The sequence below is a fragment of the Microbacterium sp. HSID17254 genome (assembly GCF_003989315.1).
Lineage (GTDB): Bacteria > Actinomycetota > Actinomycetes > Actinomycetales > Microbacteriaceae > Microbacterium.
Window position 1 is genome coordinate 1 of sequence record NZ_RBLT01000056.1, and the last position, 13,280, is coordinate 13,280.

The 13,280-nt window shown below is 71.0% G+C and carries 12 protein-coding genes and 1 pseudogene; 9 read left to right on the top strand and 4 right to left on the bottom strand.

The window, feature by feature from the left end; translation table 11 throughout:
* From D8M34_RS16805 to D8M34_RS16820, 4 genes are all read left to right on the top strand, one after another.
* A partial coding sequence (locus D8M34_RS16805; RefSeq protein ID WP_202976271.1) for an ABC transporter ATP-binding protein occupies positions 1–1,261 on the top strand: 1,261 nt, incomplete at its 5' end.
* On the top strand, positions 1,258–2,049 hold the full coding sequence (locus D8M34_RS16810; protein WP_025104858.1) for an energy-coupling factor transporter transmembrane component T family protein: 792 nt from the start codon (positions 1,258–1,260) through the stop codon (positions 2,047–2,049). The genes D8M34_RS16805 and D8M34_RS16810, both read left to right, overlap by 4 nt.
* Positions 2,050–2,149: 100 nt before the next feature.
* Positions 2,150–3,520, top strand: coding sequence for a glutamate decarboxylase (locus tag D8M34_RS16815; protein ID WP_126894582.1), 1,371 nt, complete (start codon positions 2,150–2,152; stop codon positions 3,518–3,520).
* Positions 3,521–3,529: 9 nt separating this feature from the next.
* Positions 3,530–5,002 (top strand): amino acid permease, encoded by a 1,473-nt coding sequence (locus D8M34_RS16820; protein WP_238695696.1) that lies wholly within the window; start codon positions 3,530–3,532, stop codon positions 5,000–5,002.
* A gap of 7 nt (positions 5,003–5,009) precedes the next feature.
* Here the strand turns inward: D8M34_RS16820 and D8M34_RS16825 are convergent, their stop codons facing one another.
* Positions 5,010–5,735 (bottom strand): aminoglycoside 3'-phosphotransferase, encoded by a 726-nt coding sequence (locus D8M34_RS16825; RefSeq protein ID WP_126894583.1) that lies wholly within the window; start codon positions 5,733–5,735, stop codon positions 5,010–5,012.
* A 133-nt stretch (positions 5,736–5,868) separates the two neighbouring features.
* Here D8M34_RS16825 and D8M34_RS16830 point away from each other — a divergent pair, with 133 nt between their 5' ends.
* Both D8M34_RS16830 and D8M34_RS16835 read left to right on the top strand, forming a co-directional pair.
* Positions 5,869–6,627, top strand: coding sequence for an SDR family NAD(P)-dependent oxidoreductase (locus D8M34_RS16830; protein ID WP_062637106.1), 759 nt, complete (start codon positions 5,869–5,871; stop codon positions 6,625–6,627).
* A 79-nt stretch (positions 6,628–6,706) separates the two neighbouring features.
* Positions 6,707–7,540, top strand: coding sequence for an SDR family oxidoreductase (locus D8M34_RS16835; RefSeq protein WP_025104853.1), 834 nt, complete (start codon positions 6,707–6,709; stop codon positions 7,538–7,540).
* Between the two features lie 72 nt (positions 7,541–7,612).
* Here the strand turns inward: D8M34_RS16835 and D8M34_RS16840 are convergent, their stop codons facing one another.
* The 3 genes from D8M34_RS16840 to D8M34_RS16850 form a co-directional block, all read right to left on the bottom strand.
* A complete protein-coding gene (locus D8M34_RS16840) occupies positions 7,613–8,362 on the bottom strand; it encodes a sulfite exporter TauE/SafE family protein (protein ID WP_062637104.1) in 750 nt (249 codons plus the stop codon).
* On the bottom strand, positions 8,359–8,946 hold the full coding sequence (locus D8M34_RS16845) for an ankyrin repeat domain-containing protein (RefSeq protein WP_238695697.1): 588 nt from the start codon (positions 8,944–8,946) through the stop codon (positions 8,359–8,361). Before D8M34_RS16845 ends, D8M34_RS16840 begins: the two co-directional genes overlap by 4 nt.
* A 151-nt stretch (positions 8,947–9,097) precedes the next feature.
* Complete coding sequence (locus D8M34_RS16850) at positions 9,098–9,736, bottom strand: bifunctional 4-hydroxy-2-oxoglutarate aldolase/2-dehydro-3-deoxy-phosphogluconate aldolase (RefSeq protein ID WP_126894585.1); 639 nt, start codon at positions 9,734–9,736, stop codon at positions 9,098–9,100.
* Positions 9,737–9,868: 132 nt separating this feature from the next.
* Between D8M34_RS16850 and rlmN the strand changes: the two genes are divergently transcribed.
* From rlmN to D8M34_RS16865, 3 genes and pseudogenes are all read left to right on the top strand, one after another.
* Complete coding sequence (rlmN, locus tag D8M34_RS16855; protein ID WP_238695698.1) at positions 9,869–11,158, top strand: 23S rRNA (adenine(2503)-C(2))-methyltransferase RlmN; 1,290 nt, start codon at positions 9,869–9,871, stop codon at positions 11,156–11,158.
* 122 nt (positions 11,159–11,280) lie between these two features.
* A complete protein-coding gene (locus D8M34_RS16860) occupies positions 11,281–12,759 on the top strand; it encodes a DUF4407 domain-containing protein (RefSeq protein WP_126894586.1) in 1,479 nt (492 codons plus the stop codon).
* Between the two features lie 321 nt (positions 12,760–13,080).
* Positions 13,081–13,280: pseudogene (locus tag D8M34_RS16865) on the top strand (hypothetical protein); the annotation flags it as partial.

The window sequence follows — 13,280 nt, forward strand, 5'->3', positions numbered from 1 at the left end:
GGAGGGCGAGAGCGCGGGGGAGCTCCTCGTCGACGACGCTCCGGCGGTGGCGACTCGCGGGCGCGCCGGGCTCGTGCTCCAGGACCCCGACTCCCAGGTGATCCTCGCCCGCGCGGGCGACGACGTCGCGTTCGGGTGCGAGAACCTCGGCGTGCCGCGTGCGGAGATCTGGCCGCGTGTCGAGGCGGCGCTCGCTGCCGTCGGCCTCGACGTGCCGCTCGATCATCCGACCAAGGCGCTGTCGGGCGGCCAGAAGCAACGTCTCGCCCTCGCCGGCATGCTCGCGATGCGCCCCGGCCTCGTCCTCCTCGACGAGCCGACGGCGAACCTCGATCCGGACGGGGTGCGCGAGGTCAGGGAGGCGGTGGAGCGGATGCTCGCCGCGCACCCCGCCACCCTCGTGGTCGTGGAGCATCGACTCGAGGTGTGGTTGCCGCTCCTCACCCGGGTCATCGTGCTCGGTGCCGGCGGGGTGGTCGCGGACGGCCCTCCCGCCGCGGTGCTCGGTGCGCAGGGAGAGCGCCTGGCGGCGGACGGCGTCTGGGTGCCCGGGCGTCCTCCCGCCGAGCCCCCGGCACCGAGGACAGTGCCCGGCGAGGTGCTGCTGTCGGCCCGAGCACTCGCCGTGGCGCGGGTGAAGGGGCGTCCGGTGGCCCGCGGCATCGACCTCGACGTGCGGGCGGGCGAGGCCCTCGCGATCACCGGTCCGAACGGCGCGGGCAAGTCCACGCTGGGCCTGACCCTCGCGGGCCTGCTCCCGCCCGCGGAGGGGGCCGTGATCGCGGCGCCGATGCTCGCGCAGGGTGCCGATCCCGCGCCGATCCGCTGGGCGTCCCGCGACCTCCTCACCCGGATCGGCATGGTCTTCCAGGAGCCGGAGCACCAGCTCCTCGCCACCACTGTGCGGGACGAGCTCGCCATTGGCCCGCGCGCGCTGGGCGTCCCCGAGGACGAGGTCGAGGCCCGCGTCGACGAGCTGCTCGCCCGCCTGCGCCTGTCCGCGCTGGGAGCCGCGAACCCGTACACGCTCTCGGGTGGGGAGAAGCGCCGTCTCACCGTCGCGGCCGCGATCGCCACGCGACCCCGGGTGCTGATCCTCGACGAGCCGACGTTCGGACAGGACGCCCGCACCTGGGCCGAGCTCGTCGCGATGCTCGCCACCCTCCGGGATGAGGGCTCCGCGATCGTCACCGTCACGCACGACCTCGACGTGGCGCGCGCCCTGCACGCCACCCGCTTCGCCCTGGAGGCGCCGGCATGACGGATCTCGCCGACACCCGCGCCCGCGCCGGCGTCGTGGCCCGGATCAACCCGGTCGCGAAGCTCGGCGTGAGCGCGCTCATCGCCGTGCCGTTGATCCTCACGCTGGATCCCGTCTCGGCGGCGGTCGCCCTGGTGCTCGAAGCGGTGCTGTTCCTGTTCGCCGGCATCGGGTGGCGGGAGTTCTGGGTGCGCACCTGGCCGGTCTGGCTCGCAGCGCCGCTCACAGGGCTCACCATCGCCCTGTACGGCGAGACGAGCGGCACGGTCTACGTCGACTGGTTCGTGCTGCGCATCAGCGAGGGGTCGCTCGCGCTCGCCGTCGCCACGATGCTCCGGGTGCTCGCGATCGCCCTGCCCTCGGTGGTGCTCTTCATCACGGTCGATCCGACCGATCTCGCCGACGGCCTCGGGCAGATCCTGCGCCTGCCCGCCCGATTCGTGCTCGGCGCGCTCGCCGGACTGCGCATGGTGGGGCTGTTCCTCGACGACTGGCGGGCTCTGGAACTGGCGCGTCGAGCCCGCGGCGTGGCCGACCGCGGCCGCATCCGGCGCTTCCTCGGGATGGCCTTCGCCCTGCTCGTCCTGTCGATCCGCCGCGGCGCGAAGCTCGCCACCGCGATGGAGGCGAGGGGCTTCGGTGCCCCCGGCCGTCGCACCTGGGCGCGCGAGTCCCGCTTCGGCGCCCCCGAGTGGGCCCTCCTTGCCGTCGGGGCCGCGATCTCCGGGATCGCGATCGCCGCGGCGGTCGCCACCGGCGCCTGGAACTTCATCCTCGGGCCGTCCTGACCTCACCCCTTTCGGACGAGGGCCCCTGGAGGTGACTCGACGGCCGGTCTAGCGTCCGCTGGAGACAGTGCCAATCGACACCGACCGAAAGGGACGTCCCATGAGCATCTCCTCCGCCGACGACCAGCCGCTGTTCACGCGGCCGGGTGAGGCCACCGTCGCACCGCGACACGTCATCCCGGATTCCGAGTCGCTTCCCGCGACGGCGAAGCAGATCGTCGAGGACGAGACCATCCTCGACGGCAACGCGCGCCTCAACCTCGCCACCTTCGTCAGCACCTGGATGGATGACGAGGCGAAGCAGGTCTACATGGCCTCCTTCGACAAGAACATGATCGACAAGGACGAGTATCCGCAGACCGCCGCCATCGAGGACAACTGCTGGCACATGCTCGCGAACCTGTGGAAGGCGCCGGACGCCTCCCGCAGCATCGGCACGTCGACCATCGGCTCCTCCGAGGCGTGCATGCTCGGCGGTCTCGCGTTCAAGCGTCGCTGGCAGCAGGCCCGGCGTGCCGCCGGCAAGGACGCCTCCACGCCGAACCTCGTGATGTCGAGCGCGGTGCAGGTGTGCTGGGAGAAGTTCTGCAACTACTTCGACGTCGAACCGCGCTACGTGCCCATCAGCGAGGAGCACAAGACGCTCGACGGCCATGACCTCGAGAAGTACGTGGACGAGAACACCATCGGGGTGGTCGCCATCATGGGCGTCACCTACACCGGTATGTACGAGCCGGTGGCCGAGATCGCCGCGGCGCTCGACGCGATCCAGGAGAAGACGGGTCTCGACATCCCGATCCACGTGGACGGCGCCTCGGGCGCGATGATCGCCCCGTTCCTCCAGCCCGACCTGGTCTGGGACTTCCGACTGGAGCGCGTGCATTCCATCAGCACCTCGGGACACAAGTACGGTCTCGTGTACCCGGGTCTCGGGTGGGTGGTCTGGCGCGACGCGCACTGGCTGCCGGAGGACCTGGTGTTCAAGGTGAGCTATCTCGGCGGGGAGATGCCGACCTTCGCCCTGAACTTCTCCCGCCCTGGCGCTCAGGTGCTGCTGCAGTACTACCTGTTCCTCCGCCTCGGGTTCGAGGGCTACCGGGCCGTGCAGCAGGCCTCGCAGGACGTGGCGAGGTTCCTCTCCGCGGGCATCGCGAAGCTCGATGCGTTCGAGCTGTGGAACGACGGCAGCGACATCCCCGTCTTCGCCTGGCGCCTGAAGGACGGGCACACCGACAAGTGGACGCTCTACCACCTCCAGGACCGCCTCCGGATGCGCGGCTGGCTCGTGCCCGCCTATCCCATGCCCGCGGACCTCGAAGACCTCACCGTGCAGCGGATCGTCGTGCGCAACGGGCTCAGCATGGACCTGGCCGCCGAACTGCTCGACGCCATCACCGCCGAGGTGGCCCACCTCGACGCGCTCACGGCTCCCATGCCGTCCGACCACCCCGACTCGGCGTTCCACCACTAGGGGGCCGACATGTCCGCCCCGCAGTCCGGTGCCGCCGGCGCCGCCTCCACGCCGCGCATCTCCCGTCCCGCCGTCGCCGTCCTCGGCGTCGGGCAGCTCGCCCTGCTCACCCTCGTGGTCGTGGCGAGCCTGCGATCGCTGCCGGCGATGGCGATCTACGGCCTCGGCAGCGTCACGCTCTACATCATCCCGGCGATCCTCTTCCTCATCCCCACGGCCCTCGTCGCGGCCGAACTCGCGACGGGGTGGAAGGGCGGCGTGTACGTCTGGGTGCGCGAGGCCCTCGGCAACCGTTGGGGGTTCACCGCGGTGTGGCTGCAGTGGATCCAGAACGTGGTCTGGTTCCCGACGCAGCTCGCGTTCGTGGCCGGCGCCCTCGCCTTCGTCTTCCTCGACCCCTCGCTGTCCAGCTCCGGGTTCTTCACCGCCGTCGTCATCATCGTCTTCTACTGGGGCTCCACCCTGGTCACCCTCCGCGGCGGCGACCTCTTCGCGAAGCTCGGCTCGTGGGGCGGCATCATCGGCACCCTGTTCCCGGCGGTGCTGCTCATCGTGTTCGGGGCGGTGTGGGTGTTCAGCGGAGAGAAGAGTCAGGTGCCGCTGGATGCCTCGGCGATGATCCCGCCGTTCACGGGGCTGGCCTCCATCGTGCTGATCGTGTCGAACGTGCTCGCCTACGCCGGTATGGAGGTGAATGCCGTCCACGTGAACCAGATGAAGGATCCCGGCAAGGGCTACCCGCGCTCGGTGTTCCTCGCCGCCGGCCTCATCCTGCTCGTCTTCATCCTGCCCACCATCGCGATCGCGGTCGCGGTGCCGGAGAAGGAACTCGGGCTGACGAACGGCATCATGCTCGCGTTCGGGGAGTACTTCGACCACTGGGACATGGGGTGGGCGACGGCCGTCGTGTCCGCGCTCATCGCCGCCGGTGCCCTCGCCTCGGTGGTGACCTGGGTCGCCGGTCCGTCCAAGGGTGTGCTGGCGGCGGCGGAGACGGGTCTGCTCCCGCCGCTGCTGCAGAAGCGCAACAAGGCCGGGGTCCAGTCGGGCATCCTCATGCTCCAGGGCACGATCGTCACGATCCTCGCGGCGATCTTCATCATCGTGCCGAACGTCAGCGCGGCCTTCGTCGCCCTCATCGACATGGCCGCCGCCCTGTACCTCATCATGTACATGCTCATGTTCGCCTCGGCGATGGTGCTGCGGCGGAAGGCGCCCGACGTCCACCGGGCCTATCGCGTGAAGGCCCTGCCGTTCGTCGCCGGGGTCGGTTTCGTCGCCTGCCTCGCCGCGTTCGTGCTCGCCTTCATCCCGCCCCAGGGGTTCACCGCCTTCCCGGCCGCCGCGTACCCGTGGATCGTCGGTCTGGTGATCGTCGTGCTCGGCGTGCCGCCGCTGCTGTTCTATGCGCTGCGCAAACCGTCGTGGGATCGGCGGCCGCCCGACGGCAGCCTCCTCAGCGACGCGCATCCCGAGGCGTGAGCGCGGCTCAGGTCTCGTTCCAGAGCCGTCGGTAGTACTCCAGCCGCGGGGGATCGGGGTCGACGCCGTAGGCGGCGATGAGCGTGTCCTCCCACCCGGGACCGAAGTTCCACAGCGTGCTCATGGCGGCCACGGCGATGTCGGCCCACCGGTCGGCGACGCCGAGCGCGGCGAGGTCGACGTGGGCCACCGGACGGCCGTCGTCGTCGAGCAGGGTGTTGGGGAGGCACGCGTCGCCGTGGCAGACCACGAGCCGGTCGATCGACGGCGGCTCCTGCAGGTCCGTCGGCACCAGCGTGCCACGGGCGGCGGCGTTCGCGATGCGCTCCTCGGGGCTCCAGGTCCACGGGCACTCCGCGACGGGGAGCGCATCGTGCAGGAGGCGCAGGCCGAGCCCGACCGCGCGCACGGCGGACTCGGGAGAGGCGGCCCACCGCGGATCCACGGCGCTGCTGCCGGGCAGGGCCGCCGTCACGAGCCATTCGTGCGCCTCGTCCTGGCCCTGGGAGAGCACCTCGGGCACGGTGGTCCAGGTGCGGGCCCAGCGCATCCGCTCGGCCTCGTCGCGCATGCTCGCCTCGGGATCGTGGGGACCCCATTTGATGTAGCGGCCGTCGTCGGTGCGGAAGGTCAGGCCGCCGATCGCGTTGCGCCACGCGGGGGTCAGCGCGGCCCCGGCGGCGAGTTCGCGCACCCGGGCGGGGACCTCGACGGAGGCGGCGGGGATGCTCACCTTTCCATCCTGCCGGAACCTCGGTGTCGTAGGCTCGGGTCGACGCGGCGGGCCTGCGGTGAAACCAAGAACCGCATAGGCTGGGACTGCGTTCCATGCATGTCGCACGACGACGTTCGAAGGAGAACATCAGATGCAGATCAGCGGACAGGGTGCCCTCGTCACCGGCGGCGCCTCCGGACTCGGGCTGGCCACCGCCCGTCGGCTCACGGCCGCAGGCGCGCACGTCACGATCATCGACCTCGCCTCGTCGAAGGGGGAGGAGATCGCCGCAGAGCTCGGCGGTCTCTTCGTGCCCGCCGATGTGACGAGCGTCGACGAGGTCAAGGCCGCCGTCGCCGCGGCACAGGCCGCCGCGCCGCTGCGGGTGGTCGTGAACTGCGCCGGCATCGCCCCGCCTGCCAAGGTGCTCGACCGGGACGGCACGCCCGCCGTCCTCGCCGACTTCGAGCGCATCGTGCGCATCAACCTCGTCGGCACGTTCAACGTGATCTCCCAGGCCGCCGCCGTCATCGCCGCGAACGAGCTGCACGACGAGGAGCGGGGGGTCATCGTCAACACCGCGAGCGTCGCCGCGTTCGACGGACAGATCGGGCAGCCGGCGTACTCGGCGTCCAAGGGCGGCGTGCACGCCATGACCCTCCCGATCGCCCGCGAGCTCGCCCGTCACGCCATCCGCGTGTGCACGATCGCCCCCGGCATCATGGAGACCCCGATGCTCATGGGCCTGCCGCAGGAGGCGCAGGACTCGCTCGGACAGCAGGTGCCGTTCCCCGCTCGCCTCGGACGCCCCGACGAGTACGCCGCCCTCGTGCAGCAGATCGTCGAGAACGGCTACCTCAACGGCGAGACCATCCGCCTCGACGGTGCCATCCGCATGGCGCCGCGGTGACCCCTCCCGGCTTCGAATCGCCTGAATGACCCGATTCGACCCGGAAATCCAGCCAATCAAGCGATTCGAAACGAGAACCATGAGCACACTCGCCGGAAAGACCATCCTCATGTCGGGCGGCAGCCGCGGGATCGGCCTCGCGATCGCCCTGCGCGCGGCCGCGGACGGCGCGAACATCGCGATGCTCGCCAAGACCGACTCCCCGCACCCGAAGCTCGAGGGCACCGTGCACAGCGCGGCCGAGCAGATCCGCGCCGCCGGCGGCCAGGCCCTGCCGATCGTGGGCGACGTGCGGGACGACGACCACATCACCGAGGCCGTCATGAAGACCCAGGGCGAGTTCGGCGGGATCGACATCGTCCTCAACAACGCCAGCGTCATCGACCTCTCCCGGTCGCTCGACCTCTCCGCGAAGAAGTACGACCTGATGCAGGATGTGAACGTCCGCGGCACCTTCATGCTCTCCCGGGCCGCGGTGCCCATCCTCAAGGACGCCGAGAACCCGCACATCCTCTCGCTCTCGCCGCCCCTGAATCCCACCCCGAAGTGGCTGGGCGCGCACACCGGGTACACGCTGGCCAAGTACGGGATGACGATGGTCACGCTCGGACTCGCGGCGGAGTTCGCGGCCGACGGCATCGCCGCCAACACGCTGTGGCCGCGCACGACGATCGCGACGGCCGCGGTGCAGAACCTCCTCGGCGGCGACAAGGTGATGGCCGCGAGCCGGACCGCCGACATCTACGCCGACGCCGCCTACGCCGTGCTCACCCAGCCGGCGCGCACGTACACGGGACAGTCGCTGATCGTGGAGGACGTGCTCGAGGCGAACGGCGTCACCGACTTCTCGGGCTACGCCGCGGTGCCGGGGACTCCGGACAGCGCGCTGTTCCCGGACATCTTCCTGGATTGACGCGCTTCGACAGGCTCAGCGACCCAGCTCTGGGTCCCTGAGCCTGTCGAAGGGGCTGAGGCTGTCGAAGGGCTAGAGCAGCAGGTACACGGCGCCGAGGACCGTCAGCACGATCACGATGCGGTCGAAGAGCCGCTGGTCCAGGCGCCGCGCCACCCGCAGCCCGAGCAGCGCGCCGAGCACCACGAGCGGCGCGAGGATCGCATCGGTGAGCAGCACGGGCCCGGTGAACAGTCCGATCCCGGCGAGGAACGGCACCTTGATCACGTTGATGATCGCGAAGAACCAGGCGGAGGTGCCCAGGAACACCTGGACGGGCGTGCGCGTGGCGAGGAAGTACATCGACATGACCGGCCCGCCCGCGTTCGCCACCATGGTCGTGAAGCCGCCGAGCGTGCCGTAGACGCCGGCCAGCAGCGCGCCGCCCCGCGCCGCCGCCTCCTGCTCCGCCCGCGCCTGCCGCCATCGCCGCCACAGCGTCACGGCGATCATGAGCAGCAGGATCACACCGATGGCGCGGCGGACGACCCCGTCTCCGGTCAGGGCGAGGAACGCGAAGCCCAGGAGGAGTCCGGCCACGACCGCCGGTGCGAGGCGCAGCAGCGTGGGCCAATGCGCGTGCCGTCGGTAGGCCAGCAGTGCGAACACATCGCCCACCATCAGCAGCAGGAGCGTCGCGGCCGTGGAGGTGCGTGCGGGGAGGACCGCGGCGAACAGGGCGATCGCGAGGATGCTGCCGCCCGGAAGAGCGGTCTTCGAGATCCCGATGACGACCGCGGCCACGCCGAGCGCGGCCCAGGCCCAGGGATCGAGCGCTGTCACCGCCGGAGCTCGGCGGCGATGGCGTCATACCCGCGGTCGGTCGCGAGGTCGACCGGCAGCACCCCGTCGCCGTCGCGGATGGTCGCGTCGGCCCCGCCGTCGAGGAGAGCGCGCACCACCTCGACGTAGCGGGCGGAGCCGTCGCCGAGCACGATCGCCTCGTGCAGGGCGGTCCAGCCGAGGTTGTTGATGTGATCCGGATCGACCCCCGCCTCCAGCAGGATCTCCACCGTCGGCAGCAGGCCGCGCTCGGACGCGGGGATCAGCGCGGTGCCGCCGAAGCGGTTCGTGCTGCGGAGGTCGGCGCCGTGCGCCAGGGTCATCCGCAGGATCTCGTCATGCCCGCGGGCGCCGGCGTAGAGGTAGGCGGAGTCCTGGATGTCGTCCTTCGCGTTCACGTCGGCGCCGGCCTCGATCAGGAGCCGTGCCGCGTCGACGTGGTTCGCCTTGGTGGCCGTGATCAGGGGGGTCATGCCGCCGTCGCCACGGGCTTCGATGTCGGCGCCCGCGCCGAGCGCGCGGCGGACGGCGTCAGCGTCCCCCGCGGCGGCCGCGGCGAGCAGGTCGGACGTGGCGTCGGTCATGGGAACCTCCGGGATCGGTGCCGTGTGGGGCGACGAGGGTGCAGCGGTGCAGGCTGGGGCGAGAAGCAGTGCCCCCGCGAGCACGCCGACCGCCGCACTCCGTCGCATCCGCATGCATCCGGTATACCAAATGATCCCGGAGGTCGGCGGCTCAGCTCCGCGTGGCAGCGAGGGCGGCGGCGAAGCGCGCGGCGCGCTCCTCGATGTCCGCCCAGTCCGCGTTCGCGATCGCTGTGCCGTTCGCGAGGTCTCCACCGGCCCCGACGGCGACCGCACCGGCGGCGAACCAGTCGGCGAGGTTGTCGGGCTTCACGCCTCCCGTGGGCATCAGCGGGGCGTCGGGGAACGGTCCGCGCAGCGCACCGAGGTAGGAGGGGCCGCCGAGGGAGGCGGGGAAGATCTTCACGACGTCGACCCCGAGATCGAGCGCGCTCATGACCTCCGTCGGCGTCATCGCGCCGGTCATCACGACGCGGCCGGTGTCGAGCATGGCGCGCGTGAGGTCGGGGAGGGTTCCCGGGCTGACGAGGAACGCGGCACCCGCGTCGGCGGCCTGGGTCGCCTGCTCCGCCGTCGTGACGGTGCCGGCGCCGATGTACGCGGCGTCTCCATGGCGGGCGATGAGCTCGCGGATCACGGCCGGCGCGTCGGGGGTCGAGAAGGTCACCTCGATACCGGAGACTCCGCCGCGGATGATCGCCTCCGAGGCCTCCAGAGCCAGCTCCGGCGACGGGGCGCGGAGGACGGCGAGGATGCCGGTGGTGCGGGCGCGGGCGAGACGGTCGGACATGCTGCTCCTTGATCGAGGGGGATGCGCCCATTCTTCCGCACCGCAACTTGTCATTACAAGTAGACTCGGCCCCGCTCCGTGACAGGGATCGTGCCCAGCCGCCTCCCACCCGCATCCCGGTACCCTGGAGGGATGGCCGAGAACCCCCGCACACCCGAGACGCGCCCCGCGACTGCGCCCGCGTCGTCCCGTTCGGGGGCGATCCGCGAGACCCGCGCCCCGCAGGTGCGCCCCGCGACTGAGGGCTGGACCCAGAAGAAGGACGCCGAGGGGCGCCCCCTGCTGCAGTTCGCGAGCCCGAAGCGCGGCAAGCCGCCGGTCCACCTCGCCGACCTCACCCCGGCCGAGCGCATCGAGAAGGTGAAGGAGCTCGGACTCCCCGGGTTCCGCGCCAAGCAGCTCGCCACGCACTACTTCCGTCACTACACGTCCGACCCCGCGGAGATGACGGACCTCCCCGCCGGCATCCGCGACGAGCTCGTCGCCGGCATGCTCCCGCCCCTCATGACCGAGGTGCGGCGGCTGGAGACCGACCGCGGCGACACCATCAAGTTCCTCTGGCGTCTGCACGACGGCGCGCTCGTCGAGTCGGTCCTCATGCGCTACCCCGGCCGCATCACGCTGTGCGTGTCGAGCCAGGCCGGCTGCGGCATGAACTGCCCGTTCTGTGCCACGGGTCAGGCGGGGCTGACGCGCAACATGTCCACCGCCGAGATCATCGAGCAGATCGTCCGGGCCAACCGGGCCATCGCGAACGGCGAGCTGGGCGGCAAGAAGCGCGACGACCACAGCATGGAGCGCGTCTCGAACATCGTCTTCATGGGCATGGGGGAGCCGCTGGCCAACTACAAGCGCGTCATGGACGCGGTGCGCACCATGGTCGCCCCGCAGCCCGACGGTCTCGGCATGAGCGCCCGCGGCATCACGGTGTCGACGGTGGGGCTCGTGCCCGCGATCAGGAAGCTGGCCGACGAGAACATCCCCGTCACGTTCGCCCTATCGCTGCACGCCCCCGACGACCACCTGCGCGACGAGCTCATCCCCGTGAACTCGCGGTGGAAGGTCGACGAGGCGCTCGACGCGGCCTACGACTACTACGCCAAGACCGGGCGCCGCGTGTCCATCGAGTACGCCCTCATCAAGGACATGAACGACCACGCCTGGCGGGCCGACCTGCTGGCGGACAAGCTCAACCAGCGCGGTCGCGGGTGGGTGCACGTGAACCCGATCCCGCTGAACCCGACGCCGGGCTCGATCTGGACCTCGTCGGAGAAGGACGTCACGGACGAGTTCGTGCGACGGCTGAACGACGCCGGCATCCCGACGACCCTCCGCGACACCCGCGGCAAGGAGATCGACGGCGCCTGCGGACAGCTCGTCGCGACGACCGAGGACGAGGCTGCCGCCGCGGCGATGGCCTGACCCCGGTTCGAATCGCTCACCTGGCTCCAAACCCGGCCTGGATGCAGCCATTCGCGCGACTCGAAGGCCCGTCCAAGGGATCTTCCACGGTATGCACAGGCGGAGTTTCGTAGATTATCGGGATGCCCTATTCCGCCCACCGCCCGGGTCGCTTCGACTCGCAGGGTCGGATCATCCTCGACGGCGACCCGAACGCCGAGACGGATGACCTCGACTTCCTGCGCGAGTACGAGCCGACCGGCGACACGCCCGCGCAGTCCGACGTCGCGTCCGACGACCCGACGCCCGAGCCGGTGACGGCGCCCGACGCCCCGGTCGACGCGGAGCCCGTCCCCGACCGGAAGGCGCGTCCGCCGCGCGTCCGGAAGCCGCGTCGTCGTCGCACCGCCGCCGAGCGCCTCCGTGCTCTCGCGATCCTCGGCGGGGCCGAGGGCGAGATCCTCGACCGCGTCCCCGGCGAGACCCCGCGTTTCGTGCAGATGTTCTTCGTGCTCGCCGGGACCGCCCTGGTCAGCGCGATCTCCATGCTCTTCGCCCTCACGACGGGCGTGCGCGCGGCGGTCTGGCTCGCCATCCCGCTCGCGATCGTGTGGGCGCTCATCATCTTCAACCTCGACCGCTTCCTGACCTCGACCATGACGTCGACCCGCAACGTCTGGAAGCTCATCGGTCTGGCGATCCCCCGCGTCATCATGGCCGCGATCATCGGTTTCGTCGTCGCGGAGCCACTCGTTCTGCAGATCTTCCACAACGACATCTCGCGCGAGGTCGCCGCGACCAACATCGTCCAGGCACAGGCCGACCAGGAGGCGCTCGAGACCGGCCCCGAGAAGAAGGCGCTGGATGCGGCATCTGAGCGTGTCGCGGCGCTCGAGAACCAGGCGGCGACGGGCATCGTCGCCGGGACCGAGTCGTCGTCGGCGACCGAGTCCGCCGCCCAGTCCACGGTCGACGACCTGACGGCCAAGCTCACGGAGCAGCAGGCCGTGATCGACCAGGCGCGGACGCTGTACCAGTGCGAGCTCACGGGCGAGGGTGCGGGCACCGTCCCCGGCTGCACCGGTGTGAACGGCGAGGGCGCGAGCTCTCAGGCCGCCCAGGCCCAGCTCGCCGAGGCCCAGCAGACCTACGACGCGCTCGCGGCCCAGCTCCGCACCGCGAACGAGGAGCTCGCCGCTGCCGGAAGCGCCGCCAAGGAGAACACCACGGCCTCGGAGTCGCAGAACCGTCAGCAGGCGAAGGACGAGCTCCCCGCCGCGCGCGACACGTACGAGCAGGCGCTCGCGGCCTTCAACGCCCGGGCGGACTCCGTGGCGCAGGGCAACGCCGGGGCGGTGGGGCTGCTGAGTCAGATCAGCGGCCTCAACCGCCTGAGCGAGAAGGAGCCCGCGATCCTCTGGGCGCACATCCTCATCGCCGCGCTGTTCTTCATGATCGAGCTGCTGCCGGTGCTGGTGAAGGTGCTCACGAGCTACGGCGACCCGAGCCTCTATGAGAAGGCGCTGGCCATCCGCAAGCAGGTCGCGCTGGACAGGGTCACGGCGGAGGGCTTCCGTGACCGCGCCGACATCGTCACCACTCCCGGGGCTCAGGCCAGCTGACTCGTTTCGAATCGCTCACTGTGCTCCATCTCCGCCGGATTTGGTACAAAGTGAGCGATTCGAACGGGGGCGAGGCCTCCGGACCGCGACGCCGCCGCGAGAGAACGGATCAAGGCCGCTGTGGACGGGGAGCTCGGCCACGGGGTGCCGGTCACGGCGGCCTCGATGCGGGCGAGCGGTTCGCGGAGGGCCGGGTCGTGCGTGCGGCTGTCGTCCTGGAGCCATGCGAGAAGCTCACCGATGGTCCAATCCTGCTGAATTGGACCGAGATCGATGCCGAAGCTGGTCGTCGAAGCTGTCATTGGTCCAGAATCGGCTCTCATGGACACCCTCGACAGGGCCAATTCGACGCCGGTGGCCCACGAATCGGCCCCCGGCCCCCTCGTGCAGGGCGGTGAGGTCGCCGCGGGCGCTCTCGCCGCCCGCCTCGGCCGCTGGGCCCACGGCGACGGCACCCTCTCCACCCGCCTCGCCGCGGCGATCGCCGCCCTGATCGGCGGGGGTGAGCTGCGTCCCGCCGA